21 protein-coding genes are annotated in these 23312 nt (G+C 69.4%); 8 read left to right on the forward strand and 13 right to left on the reverse strand.

The features are described 5' to 3' along the window. Positions 1–7 precede the first annotated feature (7 nt). Both MUN76_RS07700 and MUN76_RS07705 read right to left on the reverse strand, forming a co-directional pair. Entirely contained in the window at positions 8–1087 is a 1080-nt protein-coding gene (locus tag MUN76_RS07700; RefSeq protein ID WP_244683733.1) for an extracellular solute-binding protein, read from the reverse strand. Between the two features lie 29 nt (positions 1088–1116). Further along, the gene (locus MUN76_RS07705) at positions 1117–2346 is read right to left on the reverse strand and encodes a M24 family metallopeptidase (RefSeq protein WP_244683734.1); all 1230 of its coding nucleotides are present in this window, start codon (positions 2344–2346) and stop codon (positions 1117–1119) included. A gap of 438 nt (positions 2347–2784) precedes the next feature. On the opposite strand from MUN76_RS07705, the gene MUN76_RS07710 reads away from it, so the two are divergent. After that, positions 2785–3660 carry a Sir2 family NAD-dependent protein deacetylase gene (locus MUN76_RS07710; RefSeq protein ID WP_244683735.1) on the forward strand — a complete coding sequence of 292 codons (876 nt, stop codon included), beginning with the start codon at positions 2785–2787 and terminating at the stop codon, positions 3658–3660. A 24-nt stretch (positions 3661–3684) separates the two neighbouring features. On the opposite strand, the gene MUN76_RS07715 is transcribed toward MUN76_RS07710, so the two are convergent. From MUN76_RS07715 to MUN76_RS07750, 8 genes are all read right to left on the reverse strand, one after another. Then, a complete protein-coding gene (locus MUN76_RS07715) occupies positions 3685–5058 on the reverse strand; it encodes an FAD-dependent oxidoreductase (protein WP_244683736.1) in 1374 nt (457 codons plus the stop codon). Between the two features lie 97 nt (positions 5059–5155). Next, positions 5156–6169, reverse strand: a complete 1014-nt coding sequence (locus MUN76_RS07720) for a polyprenyl synthetase family protein (protein WP_244688709.1) — start codon at positions 6167–6169, stop codon at positions 5156–5158. Between the two features lie 41 nt (positions 6170–6210). After that, entirely contained in the window at positions 6211–7368 is a 1158-nt protein-coding gene (locus MUN76_RS07725) for a class I SAM-dependent methyltransferase (RefSeq protein WP_244683737.1), read from the reverse strand. Positions 7369–7535: 167 nt separating this feature from the next. Continuing rightward, positions 7536–9191, reverse strand: coding sequence for a cytochrome c biogenesis protein ResB (resB, locus tag MUN76_RS07730; protein WP_244683738.1), 1656 nt, complete (start codon positions 9189–9191; stop codon positions 7536–7538). After that, on the reverse strand, positions 9175–9927 hold the full coding sequence (locus MUN76_RS07735) for a cytochrome c biogenesis CcdA family protein (protein ID WP_244683739.1): 753 nt from the start codon (positions 9925–9927) through the stop codon (positions 9175–9177). Before MUN76_RS07735 ends, resB begins: the two co-directional genes overlap by 17 nt. Before the next feature lie 6 nt (positions 9928–9933). Further along, positions 9934–10542 (reverse strand): TlpA family protein disulfide reductase, encoded by a 609-nt coding sequence (locus tag MUN76_RS07740; RefSeq protein ID WP_244683740.1) that lies wholly within the window; start codon positions 10540–10542, stop codon positions 9934–9936. Then, positions 10539–11183, reverse strand: coding sequence for a histidine phosphatase family protein (locus tag MUN76_RS07745; protein WP_244683741.1), 645 nt, complete (start codon positions 11181–11183; stop codon positions 10539–10541). The genes MUN76_RS07740 and MUN76_RS07745 overlap by 4 nt, the downstream gene beginning before the upstream one ends. Positions 11184–11236: 53 nt before the next feature. Next, positions 11237–12268 carry an LLM class flavin-dependent oxidoreductase gene (locus MUN76_RS07750; protein ID WP_244683742.1) on the reverse strand — a complete coding sequence of 344 codons (1032 nt, stop codon included), beginning with the start codon at positions 12266–12268 and terminating at the stop codon, positions 11237–11239. Between the two features lie 134 nt (positions 12269–12402). Here MUN76_RS07750 and aspS point away from each other — a divergent pair, with 134 nt between their 5' ends. From aspS to MUN76_RS07775, 5 genes are all read left to right on the forward strand, one after another. Beyond that, positions 12403–13746 (forward strand): aspartate--tRNA(Asn) ligase, encoded by a 1344-nt coding sequence (aspS, locus tag MUN76_RS07755; RefSeq protein ID WP_244683744.1) that lies wholly within the window; start codon positions 12403–12405, stop codon positions 13744–13746. 254 nt (positions 13747–14000) lie between these two features. Continuing rightward, positions 14001–14696: a SipW-dependent-type signal peptide-containing protein gene (locus MUN76_RS07760; RefSeq protein ID WP_244683746.1), complete on the forward strand. Its 696-nt coding sequence runs from the start codon at positions 14001–14003 to the stop codon at positions 14694–14696. Between the two features lie 24 nt (positions 14697–14720). Next, a complete protein-coding gene (locus tag MUN76_RS07765) occupies positions 14721–15353 on the forward strand; it encodes a signal peptidase I (protein WP_244683748.1) in 633 nt (210 codons plus the stop codon). Continuing rightward, positions 15353–16066, forward strand: a complete 714-nt coding sequence (locus tag MUN76_RS07770; protein WP_244683750.1) for a hypothetical protein — start codon at positions 15353–15355, stop codon at positions 16064–16066. Before MUN76_RS07765 ends, MUN76_RS07770 begins: the two co-directional genes overlap by 1 nt. 23 nt (positions 16067–16089) lie before the next feature. Next, on the forward strand, positions 16090–17871 hold the full coding sequence (locus tag MUN76_RS07775) for a choice-of-anchor G family protein (RefSeq protein ID WP_244683751.1): 1782 nt from the start codon (positions 16090–16092) through the stop codon (positions 17869–17871). A 75-nt stretch (positions 17872–17946) separates the two neighbouring features. Here MUN76_RS07775 and MUN76_RS07780 read toward each other — a convergent pair whose 3' ends face one another. Continuing rightward, the gene (locus MUN76_RS07780; RefSeq protein ID WP_244683753.1) at positions 17947–19551 is read right to left on the reverse strand and encodes an FAD-dependent oxidoreductase; all 1605 of its coding nucleotides are present in this window, start codon (positions 19549–19551) and stop codon (positions 17947–17949) included. A gap of 70 nt (positions 19552–19621) precedes the next feature. Between MUN76_RS07780 and MUN76_RS07785 the strand changes: the two genes are divergently transcribed. Then, a complete protein-coding gene (locus tag MUN76_RS07785; RefSeq protein WP_244683755.1) occupies positions 19622–20182 on the forward strand; it encodes a helix-turn-helix domain-containing protein in 561 nt (186 codons plus the stop codon). 126 nt (positions 20183–20308) lie between these two features. On the opposite strand, the gene MUN76_RS07790 is transcribed toward MUN76_RS07785, so the two are convergent. Beyond that, on the reverse strand, positions 20309–20872 hold the full coding sequence (locus MUN76_RS07790) for a VOC family protein (RefSeq protein WP_244683757.1): 564 nt from the start codon (positions 20870–20872) through the stop codon (positions 20309–20311). A 92-nt stretch (positions 20873–20964) separates the two neighbouring features. Here MUN76_RS07790 and MUN76_RS07795 point away from each other — a divergent pair, with 92 nt between their 5' ends. Further along, positions 20965–21771 carry a helix-turn-helix domain-containing protein gene (locus MUN76_RS07795; RefSeq protein WP_244683759.1) on the forward strand — a complete coding sequence of 269 codons (807 nt, stop codon included), beginning with the start codon at positions 20965–20967 and terminating at the stop codon, positions 21769–21771. Positions 21772–21966: 195 nt separating this feature from the next. On the opposite strand, the gene MUN76_RS15555 is transcribed toward MUN76_RS07795, so the two are convergent. Next, complete coding sequence (locus MUN76_RS15555) at positions 21967–23292, reverse strand: alkylhydroperoxidase domain protein (RefSeq protein WP_346730367.1); 1326 nt, start codon at positions 23290–23292, stop codon at positions 21967–21969. Between the last annotated feature and the right edge of the window lie 20 nt (positions 23293–23312).

A 23312-nucleotide genomic window follows, 5' to 3' on the forward strand; every position in this document is an offset into this window, starting at 1 on the left:
GCCATGGTTAGCCCTGAACAACCGACCGGATTGCGGCGTCAACCTCGGACTTGTGCTCGAGATACCACTCGAAGTCCTGCGTTCCGAGCTGTTCGAAGTTCTCCGGGTAGTCCGCCAGTCGTGAGGCGACGGTTTCGTCGAGCAGGTCAATCGCTCCGGGATTCGGCACCGAGTACTGCAATTGCTCCGCGAACCCCGCCTGCGCTTCGGTGTTTGCGGCGAGCCACTCCAGATAACGCTCAGCATTCGCGCGGTTCGGAGCGTCAACCGCGATCGAGGTGAAGCCAGGATCGTACACGCCGGCCCAGTTCACCTGCATGTTCATACCCTCGTCGATGAGCGTGTATACGCGCCCGCTCCGGGCGATGGCGATGTCGGCCTCACCCTGTCTGAACGCTTGGTCCTGCTGATCTCCCGAGGTCCACCAGACAGTGACATCATCCTTGATCGCGGCGAGCGGATCCGCGATTCTCGCAATATCAGCGTCGGCAGGCGCGTCGCCGGTCGCTTCGAGCAGGACGGCCGATGACGGTCCGTAGGATTCTCCGGGGTACATGCGCTTGCCGGGGTACGCCTCCGCGTCGAAGAAGTCAGCGACCGTTTCGGGGCACGCGTCGACGGTATCCATGTTGCAGGCGATCACATAGCCGAGGTTTGCGAACGTGAAACCAAAGTCTGTGACACGTTCCGGCTCGACCTCGGCTGCGATCCGAGTCGAGAGATCCTCGGGAAGGGGCTCGAGCAACCCAGCGTCCGCCATGAAGTAGGCGTCCGCCGCGCTCAGGCTGTCGAGGACATCCCATTGGACGTCGCCGGCATCCACCATCTGCTGCATTTGAGCAGCCTGCGTCCCCGGGGCATCGACGATCTGTACGTCGATACCCGTTTCTTCCGTGAACGCGGCGACGAGATTGTCCTGCGTGGCTTCGGTGAAGGCTCCACCCCATGTAGCGATGACCAGCGAATTCGATTCGCCGTCATTCGATTGCTCCGGAGCTGTGCCCGCACAGCCTGAGATGAGCAAGGTCGAGACGGCGATACCGACGAGAATGGCGGTCCGTGGGGCGGTGCTGCGTTGGTTCATCATTGATCTCCTGAGCGTGAAGTACTGCATGGTCAAACGGCGATGATTTCGTAGGGCAGGGAAGAGAGAGTGCGGGCTCCCTCGCGCTCGTACACGACGGTGTCATAGAGCGCGAGGGTGAAGTGACTCTCGAAGTTCGTCACTGAGCGTTCGAGGAAGATGTCCTCGGAGTCTTCCTCCGCCACCGTGAAGGTCCACTCGCCCACCCAGTCGGGCGGAAAACTGAGGCCGAGTTCGTAGCCACCCACCCAGGTCTCGCCGCGTTCGGCCCACAGACCGACACCGGCGTAGTACTCGCGGAGCTGGGCCGCGACGTCGCTCACACGGGCGCCCGCATGGGCTGATCTCCGGAGGACCGGGAATGCGCCAGCGAGCAACTCCATTCGCTCGACGAACTCATCTGCAGGCTCGCCGAGGCTCAGGACGGCGGTGCGATTGGCGTGGTAGCGATGGAAGACTCCACACGGGTCGACTGCGACGTGGTCACCCTCACCCAACTCCCTGCGGGAGGAAATGGAGTGCCGTGAGGCGTGCCGCTCGATCCGTTGCGCCCACTCGTGAATCGCAGCGGGTTCTCCTCCTGCGTTGATCAATCCGCGCTCCAACTCAGCCCACACCTGCAGTTCGGTCATGCCGGGACGGAGCACAGAGGCGAGGTGCGTGATCCCGTCGTCGCAAATGCGCGCCGCAGTTTCAATGCACTCGAGCTCAGCCGGTGACTTCTGACGGCGAACGCCTCGGATCATGCTCGTCGCGTCTCGGGTATGCGCACCGCGGGCGCGAAGAGCAGCGTCGACCTCGAGAAACACCGCAGGGCTTGGCACGTGAGAGTCCCATTCCATGCCCACGACCGCGCCGGGCCGCAGGACGCCGGCCAGCGAGTCGAGAATGAACGAGAGCGTTTCTCCCCGGGCATCGCGCGGGAGAAGCCGCACGTCGGTGTTGGGAGTGGTTGTCCGGCGGATGACTTCCGCGTGCTCGGCACCATCGAAAAGCACCGGCGTCGAGGACTGACGGTGGATCGCGATCATTGCGAGAGGACGCCATGCCGACGCGCCATGCGCCTTGTACCAGCGCAGCTCGTAGCCACTCACCCAGCACATGGCATCGGGGGCGGTGAGCAGCAGCAGATCGATCCCCGCAACGTCCATCTCGCTCCGAAGTCGGCCGATGCGTTGCGCGTACTCCTCGGGGGCGAACGGGACAACAACCTCTGGGATATCGAGCGATGCAATCTTTCGCGAAAAGTCGCTGGCAATCATCGGCACTCCTTTGAACCAAATGCGTTAAGGAATATTGGTCAGACCTTCATTCCTCAACCAGTATTGGTTGAAAGTTTCGGGAGCGCAAGAGGAGAGCAGGATTTTCATCGAGATGAAACACACCTGACATGAGACTCCGCGGCATGTCTCGGCGCATCAGTGTGGGCGCCCCCACCCCGCCCGTGATCCACCACGCCACCCCGACTCACCACACCCCTCGAGTGAACGCGACTGCACCTCCCGAGCACGCACACGGTGCGGACGCGTTCACTCGATGGAACAAGAAGAGCGCGCGAGGAGCACAACGGAACCGCGACCCCAGCTTCGCCCGCGACGTCGGCGATACCCTGTCTGTGACATGGGTGCACCTGCGAGCCACGCGCGGTACGACCGCGACACCACCACCGGTCCCGCCGACGCCCAGGATCGGAGCACCCCGTGACACCGCCCGATGCGCCAAGCACGCCCGACACACCACACACCCCTGACGCCCCCGACACCCGCGCGGCGGTCGACGCCCTCGCACCGCTGTTCGAGGACGCGCCCGTGGCGGTCCTCACCGGCGCCGGGATCAGCACCGACTCCGGGATCCCCGACTACCGCGGCGCCGGATCGCCCCCGCGCACCCCCATGCGCATCGACCAGTTCATGGAGGACCCGCAGTACCGCCGCCGGTTCTGGGCGGGCGCCCGGGTCGGCTCCGCACGGATGGGCGGGGTGCAGCCGAACGCGGGGCACCTCGCGATCGCGCACCTCGAGGCCGCGGGGCGCATCGACGGGGTGATCACGCAGAACGTCGACGGGCTGCACCGCCGGGCGGGATCCCGCACCGTGGTCGAGTTGCACGGCAGCGGCGCGGTCGTCCGCTGCACGGTCTGCGGCCACCGTACGAGCCGGGACGAGGTACTCGCGAGCTTCGACGCGCTCAACCCCGGCTTCGCCGAGGCGCACGCAGGTGCGGAGATCGCACCCGACGGCGACGCGGTCGTGGGTGGGGTCGGCGACGTGCTCGTGCCGCCCTGCCCCGTCTGCGGAGGGATCCTCCGACCCGACGTGGTCTACTTCGGCGAGGTCGTGCCGCCGCCGGTCTTCGCCGCCGCGGAATCGCTGCTGAACGGCGCCGGGGCGCTGCTGCTCGCCGGCACCTCGCTGGCCGTGAACACCGGGGTGCGCCTCGTGCACCGTGCGGAGCGGCGCGGGATCCCGATCGCGATCATCAACCGCGGACCGACGGCCGTCGACGCACGCGCGACCGTGCGGATCGAGGGCGGCACCACCGAGGTGCTGCACGCCCTCGCCTCCCGGTGGGGGTGAGGACGGCGGGATCCGTTCTCGGGATTACTCGCCGCGGGAGATGTGGGTCATGTCCTCGCGCGACACGACCTTGATGCGCGTGCGCCCCTCGGCTTCACCCAGCCCCAGCTCGTGCTCGTCGAGTCGCCGCCAGCCGTCGATCGTCGTGTAGGGCACCTCCCGCTCGCGCAGCAGCGCCGGAATCGCGTCGACGTCCGTGGACTCCGGCTCCCAGAGCGCGTCGCGATCCTCGAGCAGGCACTCGAGCGTCTCCATCGCGTCGGACTTCGTGTGCCCGATGAGGCCGATTGGTCCGCGCTTGATCCACCCCGTCGCGTAGACGCCCGGGATCTGCTGCCCCTCGAGATCCTGCACGCGACCCTGCACGTTCGGGATCACACCCTTGGTCTCGTCGAAGGGGATCTCGTCGAGCGGCGAACCGAAGTATCCGATCGCGCGGTAGAGCGCCTGCATCGGGATGACTTCGAACTCCCCGGTGTCAACGACTCCGCCCTGACCGTCAGGGGCGGTGCGCTCGATCTTCAGCCCGGCGACACGGCCGTCTTCCACGACCACCTCGACCGGCTTCGACCAGAAGTGCATGTGGAGCCGCCGCGACGCGTGCGTGCCCGCCTCCTCGCGCTCGCGCTGCTCCTGACGCCACTTGTCCATGACGCGCGTCATCACCAGCACCTGCTTGTTCTTCGCGAGTGTCTCGTCGGCGTAGGCGTCATCGAGATCGAAATCGCGCTCGTCGATCACCATGTCGACGTCGCGCACCTCGCCGAGCTCGCGGAGCTCGAGCGGCGTGAACTTCACGTACTTCGGGCCGCGTCGGCCGAAGAGGTGCAGGTCTTGGATCGGGTTCTCCTTGAGTCCGCGGTACACGTTGTCCGGGATCTCGGTGGGCAGCAGGTCATCGGCGTGCTTGATGAGCATGCGCGAGATATCGAGGGCGACGTTGCCGTTGCCGATCACGCCCACCTCGGCGGCCTCGAGCGGCCAGGTGCGCGGCACGTCCGGATGGCCGTCGAACCAGCTCACGAAGTCTGCGGCGCCGTAGGATCCCTCGGCCTCGATCCCGGGGATGGTGAGGTCGGCGTCGCGGATCGCGCCCGTGGAGAAGATCACGGCGTGGTAGTGCGCCTTGAGGTCTTCGAGCGTGAGGTCCTGGCCGTAGCGCACATTGCCGAAGTACCGGATGTCGCCACTATCGAGCACATCGCGGAGCGCGTTGATGATGCCCTTGATGCGGGGGTGATCCGGCGAGACTCCGTAGCGTACGAGTCCGTACGGCGCGGGCAGCTGCTCGAAGAGGTCGATCTCGACCTCGAAGTCACGCTCTGCCTTCAGCAGCAGGTCCGCCGCGTAGATCCCGGCCGGGCCGGCGCCCACGATCGCCAGTCGCATCTTGCTCATTGCTCTTCGATTCCTTCCGTCCCCCGAGCGGTATTCTCCGTGGGGTGTGTCATCGGGTGTGTCGTCGGTGCGCCGGCGGCGCGAAGTCTTCGGAGCGCTAGCCCTCGCGGCTGACGATGGACTCGGCCATCCGCTCGAGCGCGCGCTTCACCGACGACTTCGGCAGCACGTCGAGCGAGCGCACCGCGTCTTCCGCCCAGCGCCGGGCCGTGGCCTCGGTCTCGCGCGTAACGTCGTGGGCGCGCAGGGCTTCCACCTCGGGATCGAGCAGCGCGGGATCCGCGCCGTCGGCGATCGCCCGTACCCCGAGGTCGATGCTCTCGAGCAGCGCGGCGTCGTCGGTGTTGCCCGCGGCCGCGCGCTCGCGCAGCAGGAGGAGCGGCAGGGTGGCGACGCCCGCGCGGAGATCCGTGCCGGCGCGCTTGCCCGTCTGCTCCTTCTTGGGCGAGAGGTCGATCACGTCGTCGATGAGCTGGAAGGCGACGCCGATCCGCTCGCCGTACTCCATGACCGGGTCGGCGAACTCGATCGGGCCGCGCCCGAACATCACGCCCATGCGCGCGGCGCAGGCGATGAGCGCGCCCGTCTTGTCCGCGAGCACCTGGAGGTAGTGGGCGATGGGTTCGTCGCCGGGCTGCGGGCCGACCGTCTCGTGCAGCTGCCCGAGGCAGAGCCGCTCGAATGTGCGGGCCTGCAGCAGGATCGCCTCTTCTCCCATGCCGGAGACGAGCGTCGAGGCGCGCGCGAAGAGGAGGTCGCCCGCGAGGATCGCGATGGAGTTCGACCACACGGTCTGCGCTGCGGGCACACCGCGTCGGAGCTTCGCGTCGTCCATGACGTCATCGTGGTACAGCGAGGCGAGGTGCGTGATCTCGACCGCCTGGGCGGCCTGCCGCACGAGGTCGTTGGGACCCTCGCCGAGCTCGCTCGCGAGGAGCGTGAGCATGGGCCGGATCCGCTTGCCGCCCGCGTCGAGCAGGTAGCGCGCGGGTGCGTCGGCGACGGCGGAGGCGAAGCCGAGGTTCTCGAGCAGACCGGCCTCGATGAGCTCGAGCTGATCCTGCAGCGCCTTCGCGTGCCGACGATCCTGCGCACCGCGGAACAGGCGCATGGGGAGCGCCTGCGTCGCGGTGTCTTCAGCGATGGGACGACTCACTTCGAATCCTCGGCTTTCGCGGCGGCGGGCTTCTTCGCGGCCGGCTTGGGGGCGGCGGGCTTGGGTGCCGCGGGCTGGGGTGCCGCGGGCTTGGGTGCGGCAGACTTGGCAGCCGCAGACGTCGTGGCTGCGGGTTTCTTCGCGGCGGCAGGCTTCTTCGCGGCAGGCTTGGCTGCGGTGCTCGCGGACTTCGTCGCGGCAGCAGATGTCGTCGCGGCAGCAGGCTTCTTCGCTGCGGCGGGCTTCGAGGCCGTGCTCGCGGCCTTGGTCGCGGTCGCGGGTTTCTTCGCAGCAGCGGCGGGCTTCTTCGCAGCGGGCTTCTTCGCGGCGGGCTTCTTCGCAGCGGGCTTCTTCGCAGCAGCCGCGGCAGGCTGTGCATCCGCGGCAGAATCCTTCGCGGGAGTCGACTCTGCGGCCGCAGGCTTCCTCGGCGCAGCGGGGCGCTCGCGCGGCACGAACCCGCGATGCAGGGCGACGACGCCGAAGGTCAGATTCCGGTACGCCACACGTTCGAGCCCGGCCTCGCGCAGCCACGACGCGAGCTCCTCCTGCGCCGGCCACGCCTCGATGGACTCGTTGAGGTACTTGTACGCCTCGGCGGCATCCCGGTTGATCGCGCCCGCGATCCGGGGCAGCACGTGGCGGCCGTAGAAGCCGTAGGGCGCTCGGATGATCGGGGACGGGGGCGTCGAGAACTCCGCGATGACCACGCGCCCGCCGGGCTTCACGACGCGGCGCATCTCGGCGATCGCTCGCTTCGGATCGCTGATGTTGCGGAGTCCGTAGGAGATCGTCGCGGCGTCGAAGCTGTCGTCCTCGAACGGCAGCTCCATCGCATCCGCCCACACGAACTCGATCAGCGGATGATCGGCGTAGCGCTTCCGGCCCTCCGCGAGCATGCCCTCGGAGAAATCCGCAGCGACCACCTCGGCGCCGTGCGCCGCAAGTGCGGCCGACGACGTCCCGGTGCCGGCCGCGAGATCCAGGATCCGCATGCCCTTGCGCGGCGCCACCGCCTTGGTCGTGGCGATGCGCCACAGTCGGTCGTTGCCCACGGTCAGCACGTCGTTGATCAGGTCGTAGCGAGGCGATACCTCGTCGAACATGGCCGAAACGTCGGTGGCGTGTTTGGTCGCGGTGTCTGGGCGGGTCACCCCTCTATGCTAGCCCGTCGCTCCGCACGCAAGCTGGAGCCCGGAACTCCTCGCGGCCCGCCCGCCGCGCGCGGCCCTCACCTCCCCGCGCGCCCCCGCAGGTGTGAGCGATTTCTGGGCAAGAATCACGCGCCAGCCCCGGAAATCGCTCACACCAGGGAGGGGGGTTAGAGGCGGTCGCGGTGGCGGTCGCGCAGTTCCGCGACCGCGCGCTCCAGCACGGGATCGTCGCCGCGCGCGAGCGCGGCATACTGCAGCACCACCCCGTCCGTATCGGGCACGGCCTTGACCCACATGCGGCGACGCGGCACGAACAGCGACCACATCAGCCCGCCGAGCGACACGAGCGCGAAGATGAGCACCCACTCCTGCGCCGGATTCCGCATGACGTCGAAGGAGGCGTAGCGGGGTACGGCGTCGAAGCTGATGGTCCCCATCCCGTCGGGCAGCTCGACCTCGTCCCCCGGCGTCAGCTCGAGGGAGTCGACGTCGACCGCCCGCCCCGTGAGCTGCTCCATGTTCGTGGTGTCGAGCGCGTAGACCGACTGCGGCACCCCGTCATCGATCCCGAGATCCCCGACGAACACGTCGAGCGTCAGCACGGGGTTCTCGAGGTCCGGGTAGTTCGACGTGTACGCGCCGGTGTCGAGGTCGGCCTTCGTCGGGTAGAAGAAGCCGCGGAGCCCGAGCTGCGTCTCCTCACCGGCGTCGGTCTCGAGGCCGTGCGGCACCTTGACGACGCCGAGCGAGGTCATGTTCGTGTCCTGCGGGATGAAGGGCATCGACTCGCTGTACACGATCGTGCCCTCGGCGTTCCGGACCGTTAGCGTCGGGGCGTAGCCGTTCGCGATGAGATACACCGGGGAGCCGTGCACGCGCAGCGGGTGATTCACCCGGATGACCTCCTCCGACTCCGAGCCGTCGGTCTCGAGCAGGGTCATGTTCGCGGTGTAGTCCCGCACCTGCCCGATCGCCGAGACGTTGCCGTCGTCGGGGGTCATGTAGGTGACCTCGAGCGAGTTCATGCGCAGCCCGAACGGCTCGAGGCTGCTCGTGTCGAAGGAGCGCCCCGAGTTCACGGTGTCGTAGTCGATGAGCTGGTTCACCAGGGTCTCCCCCTCGATCAGCACCTTCTGGCCGTTGAAGGTGAGCACGCCGCCCAGCCCGACACTCACCAGCACCCCGACGAGCGCGGCGTGGAAGATGAGGTTGCCCGTCTCGCGCAGGTAGCCGCGCTCGGCCGACACCGACACCTCGGGCACTCCGCGCCGCTCCGCGCGCTGCACCTGGACCCGATAGCGCTGCTTCTTCAGGATGGCGGCCGCCTCGGCGATCGCCTGCTCCGCGAAGGCCGTCCGCTCCGCATCGCTCGCGTCGGGGTTCGAGACCTTCACCTCGGCGTAGCCGGCCATGCGCTGCAGTCGCGCCGGCGTCTTCGGCGGCTGCCCGCGCCACGCCCGCCAGTGGTGCACGAGGCGCGGCAGGACGCAGCCGATGAGCGAGATGAAGAGGAGGAGATAGATCGCGGAGAACCAGACCGAGCCGTAGACGTCGAACGCCTGGATCGGGAAGGCGTCGAGGATCGGGAAGAGCTCGGGGTGATCCTGCTCGTACTGCACGACGCCATTGGGATCCGCGCCGCGCTGCGGCACGAGGGAGCCTGGGATCGCGGCCACCGCGAGCAGCAGAAGGAGGATCAGCGCGACTCGCATGCTGGTGAGCTGCCGCCAGAACCAGCGCAGCCACCCGCGGAACCCGAGCTCCGGCGCCTCGACGCGGCCGCCACCGCCGCTGCCGTCATCAAAATCAGATGGGCGTGACATAGCCGCCGATCACCGCCTGCAATCCGAACATCATCTGGCTCCAGAGTCCGGTCACCATGAGGAGACCGATGAGGATCAGCAGCCCGCCGCCGATCAGGTTCACGACGCGTATATGCCGCTTGAAGAATGTCATCGTCCTGGTCATCCAGCCGAAGCCGATGGCGGCCAGCACGAAGGGGATCCCGAGCCCCAGGCTATACGCCAGGGCGAGGACGATCGAACGCGACACCGAGCCCTGCTGCAGGCTCAGCGACATGATCGTTGCGAGCGTGGGGCCGAGGCACGGGGTCCACCCGATCGCGAAGACGACACCCAAGAGCGGCGCGCCGAGCAGCCCGACGCGCGGCTTGACGCGAAGCTTCTTGGTCATCTGCATCCGGCCGAAGAACCCGATGAACACGATGCCCATCAGGATCACGACGACGCCCATGACGCGGGTAATGATCCACTCCCACTCGATGAGCCAGATGCCGATCGTGCCCGCGGCGGCCATCAGCGCGACGAGCACGGCCGTGAACCCGGCCACGAAGAGCAGCGAGCCGAGCACGAGGCGGCGACGGGCGGGCTTCCCCGCCCCCGCACCGTCGGAGGACTCCGCGTTCGCACCGACGTAGGCGAGGTAGCCCGGCACCAGCGGCAGCACGCACGGGGAGAGGAAGGAGACGAGCCCTGCCGCGAGTGCGATCAGCGAAGCGACGAGCAGCTGCCCGTCCGCAACGATCTCCTGCAGGTTCACGCTCGGCTACGCGTCGCTCTCGGCGAGGGTCTCCTCGATGAGCGTGCGCAACTGCGAGGCGTCGGCGAGCTGCCCCAGCACCCGGTGCGCCACGCGCCCCTCCGTGTCGAGCACGAGGGTCGTCGGCACGGCGTTCAGCGGCACCTGCCCGGCGAAGGCGCGCTGCGTGGCGCGGCCGTTCGCGTTGTCCATGATCGAGGGGTACTCCACGCCGAACTGCTCGGCGAACTGCTCCGCCTGCGCGACCTGATCGCGGGTGTTGACGCCGACGAACTGCACCCCCTCGGGCGAGAACTCGTCGTAGGCCTCCATGAGATCGCCGGCCTCGGCGCGGCACGGCGCGCAGCCTGCGTACCAGAAGTTGACGACCGTCACGCTGCCGAGGGTGTCGTCGGAGCCGAAGGTCGTGCCGAAGTCGGTCTCGCCCGAGAACTCGACCGGCTCGGTGCGGTCGGCGGGTGCGATGCTCAGCGAGGATCCATCTCCCGAGACGTACCCCTTGTCGCTCGATTCCTGCCACTGCTTCGCGAGGTCCTCGCCTCCGCCGCTGCAGCCAGTCAGGGCGAGCGCGGCGATGAGCGGTGCGGCGAGCGCCGCGAGGGTCCGGCGCTTCATACGGCACCCACATCCACCGCGTTGTCGAGCAGGTCGTGCGCAGGCGTCCGGTAGTCCACCTCGAACCAGCGCTCACCGCGGCGCTCGAAGCTGGTGATGCTCGAGAGCTCGCAGCGGCGCTTCGCCGGATTGTGGAAGAGTCGGCTGCCCGTGACGTCGAGGTGCGCGATCCAGATCGGGGACTGGTGCGCCACCATCACGATGTCGCCATCGCGGGTCGAATCCCAGGCGTCATCCATCGCCTCCCGCACGCGGTCGGCGATCTGCCGGTACGGCTCTCCCCAGCTCGGCCGGAACGGGTTCCAGAAGCGGTACCAGTTGCGCGGCTTCGAGAACGCGGCGTCGGGGCCGGAGTTCACCATGCCCTCGAAGGCGTTCGTGGGCTCGATAATCCGTTCCTCGGTGCCGATCTCGAGACCGAGGGCGCTCGCGATGGGCCGCGCCGACTGCTGGGCGCGCTCGAGGGGCGACGCGAGGAGCCTCGCGACGATGCGGTCGCTGCCGGCGAGCTCGAGTGCCGCAGCTTCGGCCATACGGTGGCCGCGCTCGGAGAGACGGAACCCGGGAAGCCGACCGTACAGCACGCGGTCCGGGTTGTGGACCTCGCCGTGGCGCACCAGATGCAGGAGTTTATCGGTCACGCGTCTAGTCTACGGGCGACGTCGGGGCCGACTCTGGGAGTTGGGGCGCCCCCTCATGCCCGCCCGGACGCGGGCTGCCAGCCGAGCGCGGGACCGATGCGGGTCGCGAGCTGGTGCAGGATCTGCTTCCAGTCGGCGAGCTCGAACTCGAACGGCAGCTCGAAGAGGTAGTCATCTGCGGCCCGGAAGGCGATGTCGTGCGTGATGAACTCGACGATCTCGTCGAGCGACCCCAGCACGTCGAGCGCGATGATCGTGTTCTTCCCGTGCACCTGCCGGGTGCGCGGCGTTCGCGCCTCGGCGTACGCCCGGTACTTCCGCACCTGCTCCGGCGTCGCGCCGTCGGTCGGCACGATCACTCGGGCCACACTGGCGCGCGCCGCGTCCCTCGCGGGATGAGCGGCCCGGAAGGCATCGATCTGCGCGCGCTGCACCGCGGAGAACTCGGTGAGCCCGTTCTCGGCCGAGCTGATGTTGCTCACCAGCCAGTTGAACCCCGCCTGACCGGCCCACTCCGCCGACCGGAGGGACCCGCCGCCGTACCAGAGCCGATCCGAGAGCCCGGGACTGTGCGGCTCCACGCGCTCCGAGTCGAAGTCGCCGCCGATCCCGTTGTACTCCGGGATCTCGCGCACCGTCTCACCGGCGAGGAGCGCCCGCAGCCGTTCGATCCGCCCGTAGCCGTAGTCCTCCTCGCGCCATCCCGCATCGTGCACGAGGTCGTTGACGTCGTCGGCGTACCCGGGCCCGTGCACACTGAGCCCCGGGAGCACCCGCCCGCCCGAGAGCACGTCGGCGGTGGCGAGGTCTTCGGCCAGCCGGAATGGATTCTCGAAGCCGACCGGGATCACCGCGCTGCCGAGCCCGATGCGCTCGGTGTGCTGCGACACCGCCGAGAAGAAGGTCGCGGGTGACGACAGTCCGTACTGGAGGTGCCGGGTCCGCACCCATCCGCTGTCGAGCCCGAGTGCTTCGGCGTACCGGAAGAGCTCGATGGCGTCGGCGAGCCCCTGGGCGGGGTCCTCGCGGGAGAAGGGCACGAGGTGGATGAAGCCGAGGTGGCGGAGCGGACGCGATGTCGTCATGTGCTCCAGCGTAGGAACGTGCGGGTCGGGATCACAATGCGGTGTCTCCGTGTTACCGAGGTGCGCGCGGACCGCCCAGGACACTGGGATGCGACTCGCACGGCGCGGCGAGACGGTGCGACTAGACTGTGCGGGTGACTGAACGTGTGTTGATCAAGGATCTGGCCGCCCGCGAAGACGGCCCCGTACGAGTTTCCGGCTGGGTCGAGAAGGTGCGCGACCAGCGCTACGTGCAGTTCGTCGTGCTTCGCGATGAGTCCGGCGCGGTGCAGCTCGTGAACGGAGGGGTGCTGCGCGAGGCGGATCCCGAGAACCCGCGATCCGACATCCTGCTCGCCCGCACCACGACGATCGCCGAGCTCACGCAGGGCACGTTCGTCACGGTGACCGGCGAGCTCCAGCACAACGAGCGCGTGAAGCTCGGCGGTGTGGAGATCCAGATCGACACGATCGATGTGGTCGCAGCGTCGCTGCCCGACAACCCCGTCGCGGCCGACTCCGGTCTCGACGTGCGCCTCGACTGGCGCTTCCTCGATCTCCGTCGCCCCGAGCAGAACCTCGTGTTCCGGGTGCAGACCACCTTCCTGAACGCGCTGCGTCAGGTGTGGATCGAGCGCGACTTCATCGAGATCCAGACCCCGAAGCTGATGGCGAGCGCGTCCGAGTCGCGCGCCGAGCTCTTCGAAGTCGAGTACTTCGAGGGCAAGGCGTTCCTGGCGCAGAGCCCCCAGTTCTTCAAGCAGATGGCGCAGGCCGCCGGCTTCGGCGGCATCTTCGAGGTCGGCCCCGCCTTCCGGGCAGACCACTCCTTCACCTCGCGCCACGCGACCGAGTTCACCTCGATTGACACCGAGATCAGCTGGATCGATTCCCACGAGGACGTCATGGAGTTGCACGAGGAGCTCATCGTCGCGGGGCTGTCCGCGGTCAAGGAGAAGCACGGCGACGCGATCCAGCAGCTCTTCGGCGTCGAGGTCCAGGTGCCCGAGCGCCCGTTCCCCCGCATCCCCCTGGCCGAGGCCAAGGAGATCGTGAAGGAGCGCGGCTACGAGGTGCCCCGCACCGACGCCGACATGGACCCGGAGGGCGAGCGCCAGATCGCGGCGTACGTCAAGGAGAAGTACGGGCACGAGTTCGTCTTCCTCACCGACTACGCCTCCTCGATCCGGCCGTTCTACCACATGCGCCACGAGGACGACGCGGAGCTCACGAAGAGCTACGACCTCATCTTCAACGGCACCGAGATCTCGACCGGCGCCCAGCGCGAGCACCGCATCGACGTGCTCGAGGCGCAGGCGCGCGACAAGGGGATGGACCCCGAGGAGCTCGGGTTCTACCTCGACTTCTTCCGCTACGGCGTGCCGCCCCACGGCGGCTTCGGCATGGGCCTGAACCGCGTGCTGATGCTCATGCTGCAGCAGTCGAGCATCCGCGAGGTGACCTACCTCTTCCGCGGTCCGACGCGCCTGCTGCCGTAGCGCCGCACATCCCGACGAGGCCCGTGATCCGATCCGGATCACGGGCCTCGTCGGGTTCCGCACGTCACGAACGGATACCTGTGGGATGGCATGTATTGCCTTGTGCTGGTTCCAATGTTACCCTCAGTCCAATGGCGCTCCGAGGGTGTTTTCGCTGATCAGAGCGGCAGTACTCGGTGGGGAGTGACTGCAGGCCAGTGGGGAATTCTGCGCGCAAAAATCGGCTCTTCACCCTTATGCAGGGGGAGTCAACGATGTCATCACCTTCACGTCAACGAAATACTCGGAAGATCGCGGCGATCGCCGCCGGCGCCCTGGTCGTGGGGCTCGGCGCCACCTACACGCTCGCTTCGTGGAACGACTCGGAGTGGGTCTGGGGCGGCGCAGCGGGCAACGCGCCCGGCGTCGGCACCGACACCTTCGAGGTGCTGCAGAACACGACCAACGCGTACGTGGATGCACCCGCGAACTGGGTGAATCGTGAGACGAAGCCGGGCGACCCTCTGCAGTTCTCCCTGGGAGCGCTCTCGCTCACGCCCGGCGATCAGATCTTCGCTCCCGTCGCGCTCCGGTCGGACGACGACTCGCTCGCCGCGACGGTGCAGCTCTCGGCGGCGGAGAAGGTCACGACGACGACACCCGCCACCGTCGACCCCGGCGATCTGCTCTGGGGCGCGGTGCTGGCCGACGTGTACACCGCGACCGGCACCGCGGCACCGAGCGCCTGCACCCCGGCCGGGTTCACCGCCACGGGTTGGACCCAGATCGTCACGAACCAGCCGCTCGCCACCGCGACCGCCGCCACGGGCACGCAGAGCCTCGACGCCGGCGGGGGATCCACGCAGCACTACTGCTTCGTGCTCGAACTGCCGGCCGGGAGCCCGGATACGCTTCAGGGACGCACGGTCGCACCGGCGTGGAAGTTCGACTCCACCTCCGTCGCCCCGTAGTTCGCAACTGAGTCGCGGAGTGCCGTGTTGATCAAGGCGCTGGGGTCCGCGGTCACGGTGTGCATCATCGTGGCCGCGGTCACCCTCGCCGCCTGGTTCGCATTCGCCACGATCTCGGGGGCGACGCTGATCACCTTCCGCACGGGGTCCATGGCCCCGACGATGCCGCAGGGATCGGTGGCCGTGACGATGCCCGTCGCCGCTGCGGAGATCCAGGCGGGAGACGTCGTGACCGTGCAGCGCGCCGGCGAGCCGCTTCCCGTGACGCACCGGGTCACCGAGGTGCGCACCGCCGCGAACGCCACCTCGGATGCGCCGTTGCCCGAGGGGGCGCGCGAGCTCGTGATGCGAGGCGACGACAATGCCAATGCAGACCTCCTGCCCTACGTCGTCACCGACGCGAAGCGCGTCGTGCTCGCGATCCCGGGCCTTGGGAACGCGCTGATGATGCTGCAATCTCCGATCGGGATGGGAGCGATGACGATCGTCGCGGGGGCGCTCGCCACCTGGGCGTTCTGGCCGCGGTCCGTCGAGCCTGCATCCGATCACGGCACCGATCTCGAGCCCGTGCACGGCGCGCCGGATCGGCAGGATGCGCCGGATCCGCGCATCGCGACCCCCGGCACCGGCAGGCACGCGGCACTGGAGCATCGCTGATGCCGGCCCGCGCAGACGCCTGGACGAAGATCTGCGCGGTGCTCTGCGCGGGTGCGGTCGTCGCGGGTGCGGTCGGCACGGTCACCCGGGCCGCCGCCGTGTGGGAGGAGGTCGCGGAGACCGGCCGCCCCGGGCTACTCACGCTCAACACGGCCTCCTCCACCCCGATGTGGACAACGCTCTCCCCCGGTGAGAGCACGCACTGGCTCATCGCGGCGGTGCTGCACACCGCCCCCGAGGGGACCCTGCAGCTCGAAGTGAGTGTGAGCGGCGAACTGGTCGCGGCCGGCGATCCATCGTTCAGCATGCGCGGCTGCCCAGCCGGATTCACGCAGCAGGGCTCGACGCCCGTCTGCCCCGGGGGCGGCGAGACGATCATCGCCGAGACCCCGCTCGCGAGCGTGATGGCCGACGATCGCCTCATCGACCTCCGTGGGATCGTGCGGGGCGAACCGCGAGAGCTCCTCGTCACGCTCTCGCTGCCGCCCACGGCGTCCGCAGAGGCGGTCGATGGAAAGGTGACGCACGTCGGACTCGGGGTGCACGCCGCCGGAGACTCGCCGGGCGTCTCCCCTGCCCCGCCCGTCACGCCGCACCTCGCCATGACCGGCGGTGACGCTGTGCCGCTGGTGCTCCTCGCGGCCGGGCTCATCGGGACGGCGATCTGCGTGCGCGCGCTACGGGCGCCAGAGCGGGCGCGGGAGCGGACATGATCGGTCGGCGCTGGAGGCGCGGCATGAGCGTCGGGGCCGCCGCGGTCCTCGTGTCCATCGCACTCGTGGCGCAGACGAGTGTGACGAGCGAGGCGGCGTGGAACGACCGAGAGTGGGATCGGGCCCGCGCCGGGACCGTGAGCTGCAGTGCCCCGGTCGGGTCATTCGCGAGCCGTGGCGAAGGCCGGGCACTCAGCGGTTCGCTGCTCGGGATCGACCTCGACTCGCTCGCCGCGGCGTCCGGAGTACGCGTCACGAACAACGGCGCCCGCGCCCTCCACACGCCGAGTGGCGCCACGCCGGCCGCAGCACCCGCCACCGAGGCGTGGGCCGACCCGCTCAACGTCACCGCGCTGAGCGCCGTGAACGCGAACCTTGGCAACGGCATCCTCAAGCTGCCGCTCAACTCAAGTACGGGGGTGCTCGGCCAGTTCGGCCAAGCGCAGACCGGGGGCAACGCGGCGGGAGCGGCAGGGTACGTCACCCAGACCGGCGGCATCGGCCTCGCCCCGACGACCGGGTATCCGGAGCTCGCCACCCTGAGTCTGTCGCAACTCGTGGGCTCCATCAGCCCCGGCACCGCGGCACTGCTCGGCAACGTGAGTGACGTCTCGCTCACGGTCGGGGCCGTCACGGGGCGCGCCGCCATGAACGGCTGCGCCTCGGCGTGGGCGAGCAACGCCGCTGACGGAGTCACCCGCGAATACCTCGCCTCCTCGCTCCGCACCGAGATCAGCTCGCCGACGGTGGGTGGCTTGATCACCGGCGTCGCAGCACAGGTCACCACACTCGAGAACACCGTCAACGGCCTCGTCGGGAACACGAGCGTCGCCTCCGGGATCACGAGCGGACTGACCACACTGCTGAACGGGATCCTCGCGGGTCCGAATGGATCCTCCCTCCTGCGGCTCGGCAGTGTGCAATCGAGCGTCGTCTCCGCCACCATCAACCTGAGCTCGGTCCGCGCGCTGCTCCAGAACCCGTTCGGCGACCCGGGCGGAGTCCTCACGATCGATCCCGCGGCCGGCGTGATCCGGATCGATACCGCGGCGCTTCTCCAGGCCGCGTATCCCGGGTCGTACGGAGCCGGCCTGAACGGGCTGCCACCGAACACCAACCTCCTCGCGGACCCGAACGTGCTGACCGCACTCAACTCCGCACTCGCCGCCACGCTGAGCAGCTGGATCGGGCAGGTCAACGCAGCGCTCACCGCGGCGATCGATGCGGTGCAGCTCAACGTCAGCGTGCGGATCAATCTGCAGGTGCAGGCACTCGGGCTGTGGGTCGACATCGGGCACATCGCTGCGACGACGAGCGGGACATTGACCGCACTCACGACCTCGGCTCAGACCGTGCTGCTGCCCGGCCTGGGGCCCGTGGTGTCGGGGCTCATCTCGGGAATCCTCAGCCCGGTGCTCGCGCTCCTGCTCAGCACCGTCATCGGGGGCCTCGCGGGGATCGTCGCGAATACGGTCAACGCCGTGCTGTCGACCCTGCGCGCGCTCCCCACTGCGACGGTCGCGCTCACCAACCCGATCCTCGCCGTGGTGTCGAACGTCTACACCCAGCTCTACCTGACCGGCGTCGTGGCGGTGACGGCGAACGCGCAGAACGACCCGGTGACCGGGCATGCGGAGCCCGCGGATCTCGCCTCGCTGCCGGCGGGGCGGTACGAGGTGTCGGCGATCCGGATCGGGGTGCTCGAGGCGGTCGCGGGGGGCGCGCGGCTCTACCTGGGCCGCGGCTCCGTCGGCCCGGGATGCTCGCAGGCGGAGGTCGCCGCGGGCGGGTGCGCGGGCTACTGAGCGCGAGGATCGGTCCGGCAAGCGGACCGATCCTGCGGCATCATCGGCGGCACGACCGCGCGGTGAGCGCCGACATCACCCGATCCGCTGCACCACCACAACTGAGTCGTCGAGGGTCGCCGGCTCACCGTCGGGACCGGTGATCGCGCGGCTCCGCACCTCGGCGACGACGGTGCTCCACGCTGCGGGATCCAGCGCGAGATCCGCGAGCTCGCCCTCCGGCGACGGGAAGTCCGCGTGCGCCCGGTGCCCCTCGTGCGCCCAGGAGGGCGCTGCCGCGTGGGCGACGAGCACGAGGTGCCCTCCGGGGGCGACCCGGCTGGCCGCTGCCCGCAGGATCTCGGCCCGGGGCAGCTCGACGGGCGACTGGAAGAAGCTCGCGGTCACCAGATCGAACCGATCGCCCCGCTCGGGATCTCCGCCGGCGCCGATCTCGCGCGCCCACTGGGCGAGATCCCGCACCTCGAAGTGCGCGCCGGCTCCCTCCTCGCCGCCCTCCAGCTCTCGCACCGCGGCGGCGGACCGGGCCCGCTCGATCGCCGTCGCCGAGAGGTCGAATCCGGTGGCGCGCCAACCGCGCTCGGCGAGCCAGAGCACGTCGCCGCCCTCGCCGCAGCCGAGATCCAGCGAGCGCCCCGGCGGCAGGTCCGCGACGATGTCGGCGAGCGCGCGGTTCACGTGCCCCGACCACACCGCACCCGAGTCGCCGTACCGGCGCTCCCAGAACTGAGCCGGAGTCTCGTCGTGCCGGGGCTCGTGCCGCGCGGCGATGTCGAAGTCCTCCTGCACGAGCGCGCCGTTCGCGGCCGCGCCCGCCATGTTGCCGGCACCCATCGAGATCGGCACGCTCGCGGCCGGGTTCACCACGTTGCCGGCCGCCCAGATGCGCGGGTGACTCGTGCGCCCCGTCATGTCGACGGCAAGGAAGCTGCCCATCGGCCCATCGGCACGGTCGAGGCGAAGTGCATCGAGGAAGCCGTCGTGGGGCACCATCGCACCGGCGGTGAAGATCGCGTCGACGGGGATCTCGTCGCCGGCGGCCGTCCGCACACCGGTGACCTGACCACCGGTGCCGAGGATCTCGGTGACCGCGTCGGGCACGAGACGAATGCCGCGCGCGCGGAGCGGGTGCGCCGTGTCCTCGTCGAGCTCGCCGAGCGCGTGAGTGAACGCGACGACACGATCGCTCAGCTGCCGCACCAGTTTGACCTGGTGCAGAGCCATGGGCGACGTCGGGATCACCGCGATCCGCGTGCCGCGCACCTCCCAGCCGTGGCAGTAGGGGCAGTGCAGCACCGAGGATCCCCAGTGCTCGGCGAGACCCGGGATCGGGGCGAGGTCGTCGGTGATGCCGGTCGCGACCACGAGCGAACGAGTGTCGAGCTCACCCTCCGTCGTGCCGATCCGCAGCCCGTCCCCGATCTCGGTCACCTGCATCACGTACCCCTCGCGGAACTCCACACCGTAGTGCTCCGCCTCGGCGCGACCCCGGGCGATGATCTCACTCGGCGCCGCGCCGTCGAAGCCGACCACGTTGTGCATGTGCGCGGCGAACCGGTTGCGGGGCATGCCCGAATCGAGCACGAGCACCCGCCGCTGCGAGCGCCCGAGGGCCTGTGCGGCGCTGAGCCCCGCCGGTCCGCTGCCGATCACCACTGCATCCCACTTCTGCGTCATCATGTTCCCAGCATGCGCAACCTGTGCGATACTTGCAAACAGATTTGCGCAAATGGCAAGAATGGAGTGCGACATGGATGCCCTGCAGCAGGTGGGACCGCGGCTGCGCGCCGAGCGGCAGGAACGCGGGTGGACCCTCGACGACCTCGCGGGACGCGCGGGCATGTCGGTGAGCACGCTCTCCCGCCTCGAATCGGGGAAGCGCCAGGCGAGCCTCGAGTTGCTGCTCCCCCTCACCCGGCAGCTCGGGATCCGCATCGACGACCTGCTCGCCGACGAGGATCGGGATCCGCGCGTGCGACGCCCCGCGGTGCGACGCGCGGGTATGACGATCGCGCCGCTCACGCGCGAGGAATCGGAGGTGCGCGCGTTCAAGATCACCTACCACCCGGACGCGCCGACTTGCGCGGAGGGCCGCACCCACGACGGGCACGAGTGGCTCTACGTGCTCTCCGGGCGACTGAAGCTGCGGCTCGGGGAGCAGGAGATGATCCTGACCCGGGGCGAGGCGGCGGAGTTCGACACCCGGATCCCGCACCTCATGAGCGCCGAGGGCGGTACACCCGCGGAGGTGATCAGCATCTTCAACTCCGTGGGAGAGCGGCTGCACCTGCACTCGCTCGCCGAGGAGTGAGAGCTGCGCGTCACCCGTCAACAGACCGGCCTGGTGAGGCCGGCACGACCTTCAGGTGACGCTGCGCGTCACCCGTCAAAAGACCGGCCTGGTGAGGCCGGCACGATCTTCAGGTGACGCTGCGCGTCACCCGTCAAAAGATCGTGCCCATTCCGCCACGCGGGCGGCGCTCTCCTCCTCGGAGAGATCCTCGACGCGGGTCATCACCGACCAACGCACCCCGAACGGGTCCCGGATGCTCGCGAAGCGATCCCCCGACACAAAATCTGCGGGCGCCTCGCGCACGGTCGCCCCGGCCGCGACGGCGCGCTCGACCACCGCGTCGACGTCGGGCCGGTAGAGCCCCATCGAGTAGCAGTCGTCGTCGCCGGCGGGTGCGGGCACGAGGTGGTAGTCGGGCATCGGCTCGCCCAGCTGCAGGTGTCCGCTGCCGAAGTCGAGCTCGGCGTGCACGACCACCCGAGCCGGTGGGCTCGGCGGCACCGACGACGAATGCGGTGCATTCGATTCCGCAGTCGGCACCGCCATCTCCGTCACGTCGACCACTCGGGCACCGAAGACGTCGCGGTAGAACGCGATCGCCTCCTTCGCACCGGCGATCGCGAGGAACGGGGTGAGGCTGGTGGAGCCGTGCGGCAGGCCGTCGGTGGTGTGCGCGCCGGTCGCGGCGCGTGACTCGTGTGCGTTCATGGCACCAGCGTAGGATCTGATCCAGCCGTCCGCTTGCAGATTTGCGCCAACACGTCGCGAGTCTCCGCGCGGATCGACCCGAGCGGAGACCCATGGAGCAGGAACGGCGGGGCATCCTGTACCCCGAGCGGCTCCCCGAGTTCCATCGGGTGCCGCCCCCGCCCGCGCTCGCGCACGCGGTGCGCTGGTTCTGGATCCCCGAGTGGGACCTGCCGGAGGGTGCCGAGTCGCGGCAGGAGGTGCTGCCCTTCCCCGCGTGCAACGTGGTGGTCGAGCCCGACGGTATCTCCGCGGTCGGCCCCACGACCCGGAGCTCCGAGCGGGTGCTGGTCGGGCGCGGCTGGGCGGTCGGCGCGCTGCTGCTGCCCGCGGCGGTCGGGGCGGTGGTTCCGGATCCGGCGTCGCTGCGCGACGCCGCTCGGCCCCTCGCCGAACCGACGCTACACGGCGTGATCCGGAGCGCGATGGGGGATCTCCGTCGGCCCGGAGCCACTCGTCGCGCGATCGCGGTCGGTGCACTCGCGGACTGGCTGCGCGAGCTCGTGGCGGTGCCGGATCCCGGATCTGAGGCCGCGCTCGCGAACCGCCTCGCGGAGCTGCTGGCCGATCCCGCGCTGACTCGGGTCGATCAGCTCCCGGACCTGCTCCACGTCTCGATTCGGACGCTGCAGCGGATCGCCGATCGCTCGTTCGGGCTCTCGTTGCACGCGATGATCCGGCGCCGTCGGCTCCAGGAGGGGGCGGAACGACTCCGAGAGGATCCCGCCCTCACCCTGGCCGCACTTGCGGCGGATCTCGGGTATGCGGATCACGCCCACTTCACCCGCGACTTCACCGCGCAGCTCGGCGTCACCCCCAGTCGGTACCGCGAGCGGGCGCTCCGTTCCGAGCTTCGGTGACGACCACGCAATCATGCAATCATGCAGAGATCTGCATTCCTGCTGACGGCATGGACCGCATGAATCAGCGGGAATGCAGATCTCTGCGATACACGTCACGGCGTGACGTGCGCACGCGCGCACTGAAACCGGCGTGGAGACTACTACTCGAGAAACCGGAGCCGGAGCCGGAGCCGGAGCCAGAGCCGGAGTCGACTAGACCGTCGGCTCGCCCAGCGAGAGCATGAGGCGGTTCGCCCAGTTGAAGAACGATCCGGCCTGGATCACGTCGAGGAGCTCCAGCTCATCGAGGCCGATCCCGCGCAGCGCAGCAACATGCTCCGCGTCGAAGACCGCGGGGGTCGACGTGAGCGCCACCGTCGCGTCGAAGATCGCGTTCCAGCGCGGGCTGATGCGCGCGGTCACGCCCTCGTCGAGGAGGCGCTGCACCTCGGCACGGTCGGCGCCCTGCTCGGTGGCGAACCGCGTGTGCACGGACGCGCAGAACACGCAGCCGTTGTAGCGCGACGCAGCGGCGGCGGCGATCTCACGATCGGAACGGGGCAGCCCGGCGTCGGTGTTGAAGAAGATGTCGAGGTCGGTGAGCGTGCGCTCGAGCAGCGCCTCGGGATCCCGCGCGAGCACGCGGAAGTAGGGCATGTGCACCCGCTCGCGCTCGACGAGCGCGGTGTAGTGCCGCTCGGTGAACTCGGAGACGGGGAGCGGCTCGAGCCACGGCTTCCAGCCGAGGGACTCCTGGGTGAAGCGCGGCGGCTCCGTCACGCGGGGCGCCGGGGGCAGCTGCTCCGTCGCCAAGGAGGCGGGTGCGGCCCCGGCTCCGGACTCGGCCGCGAGGCGCGACTCCGCATCCCGAGCAACCGTCGCCGCGAGCGCGGCGATGCCGTCGCTGTCGGCCTCCGGCACCTCGGCCCCCTCGGCGGCCCGCAGTGCCGTGAGCCCGTGGATCACCCGGAGCTGGAACGCGAGGAATGCGACGAGCTGGGACAGCGTCACGATTCCGGTGGTGCTCCACCCGGCATCGAGGAGGTGCTGCAGCCGGTCGCGGTCGGCGTCGCGCGGGTGCAGGACGAGCATGTGCGCGTGCTCGAGCGCCGCGGCGAGCCGATCGCCCAGCGCGTAGGCGGCCTCGACCGAGTCGACCGAGTACTCGGGGCCGGGCACGCTCTCCCCGACGTTCTCGGCGCGGAAGGCGCCGTAGGGACCGGATCCCGCCGCACGCTCCGCCTCGGCGACGATGAGGGGCTCGAGGCCCGCGCCACCACCGGTCTCGCGCAGCAGCGCGCCGTAGAAGGCGACCGCCGCGGTTTGGCCGTGCAGCCGGGCCACGAAGAGCGCCACGGCCGCGCGCTCCGGCAGCGACACCTCCGCGTCGCTCACCGGCTGGAACAGGGCGGCAAAGCTCCCCTGCGCGTGCGTGCGCGCCTCGGGGCGCCGAGCGCGAGCCGCGTCGAGCACGTCGCCGCGGGTGATCCCGGTGAGCGTGTCGATGATGTCGGGTGAGGACGCAGGGGTGGTGGTCATGAGAGTCCTGTCTGGTGGGG

The sequence above is a fragment of the Leucobacter rhizosphaerae genome (assembly GCF_022919175.1).
Lineage (GTDB): Bacteria > Actinomycetota > Actinomycetes > Actinomycetales > Microbacteriaceae > Leucobacter > Leucobacter rhizosphaerae.

What these genes read in the sequence shown, in the direction of transcription:
- resB (WP_244683738.1), bottom strand. Translation starts at nt 9,191, where the DNA reads ATGTCACGCCCATCTGATTTTGATGACGGCAGCGGCGGTGGCGGCCGC.
- MUN76_RS07720 (WP_244688709.1), bottom strand. Translation starts at nt 6,169, where the DNA reads ATGCGCCTGTTCCGCGGTGCGCAGGATCGTCGGCACGCGAAGGCGCTG.
- MUN76_RS07785 (WP_244683755.1), top strand. Translation starts at nt 19,622, where the DNA reads ATGGATGCCCTGCAGCAGGTGGGACCGCGGCTGCGCGCCGAGCGGCAG.
- MUN76_RS07700 (WP_244683733.1), bottom strand. Translation starts at nt 1,087, where the DNA reads ATGATGAACCAACGCAGCACCGCCCCACGGACCGCCATTCTCGTCGGT.
- MUN76_RS07715 (WP_244683736.1), bottom strand. Translation starts at nt 5,058, where the DNA reads ATGAGCAAGATGCGACTGGCGATCGTGGGCGCCGGCCCGGCCGGGATC.
- MUN76_RS07705 (WP_244683734.1), bottom strand. Translation starts at nt 2,346, where the DNA reads ATGATTGCCAGCGACTTTTCGCGAAAGATTGCATCGCTCGATATCCCA.
- MUN76_RS07780 (WP_244683753.1), bottom strand. Translation starts at nt 19,551, where the DNA reads ATGATGACGCAGAAGTGGGATGCAGTGGTGATCGGCAGCGGACCGGCG.
- MUN76_RS07770 (WP_244683750.1), top strand. Translation starts at nt 15,353, where the DNA reads ATGCCGGCCCGCGCAGACGCCTGGACGAAGATCTGCGCGGTGCTCTGC.
- MUN76_RS07795 (WP_244683759.1), top strand. Translation starts at nt 20,965, where the DNA reads ATGGAGCAGGAACGGCGGGGCATCCTGTACCCCGAGCGGCTCCCCGAG.
- MUN76_RS07790 (WP_244683757.1), bottom strand. Translation starts at nt 20,872, where the DNA reads ATGAACGCACACGAGTCACGCGCCGCGACCGGCGCGCACACCACCGAC.
- MUN76_RS07775 (WP_244683751.1), top strand. Translation starts at nt 16,090, where the DNA reads ATGAGCGTCGGGGCCGCCGCGGTCCTCGTGTCCATCGCACTCGTGGCG.
- MUN76_RS07760 (WP_244683746.1), top strand. Translation starts at nt 14,001, where the DNA reads ATGTCATCACCTTCACGTCAACGAAATACTCGGAAGATCGCGGCGATC.
- MUN76_RS07740 (WP_244683740.1), bottom strand. Translation starts at nt 10,542, where the DNA reads ATGAAGCGCCGGACCCTCGCGGCGCTCGCCGCACCGCTCATCGCCGCG.
- MUN76_RS15555 (WP_346730367.1), bottom strand. Translation starts at nt 23,292, where the DNA reads ATGACCACCACCCCTGCGTCCTCACCCGACATCATCGACACGCTCACC.
- MUN76_RS07750 (WP_244683742.1), bottom strand. Translation starts at nt 12,268, where the DNA reads ATGACGACATCGCGTCCGCTCCGCCACCTCGGCTTCATCCACCTCGTG.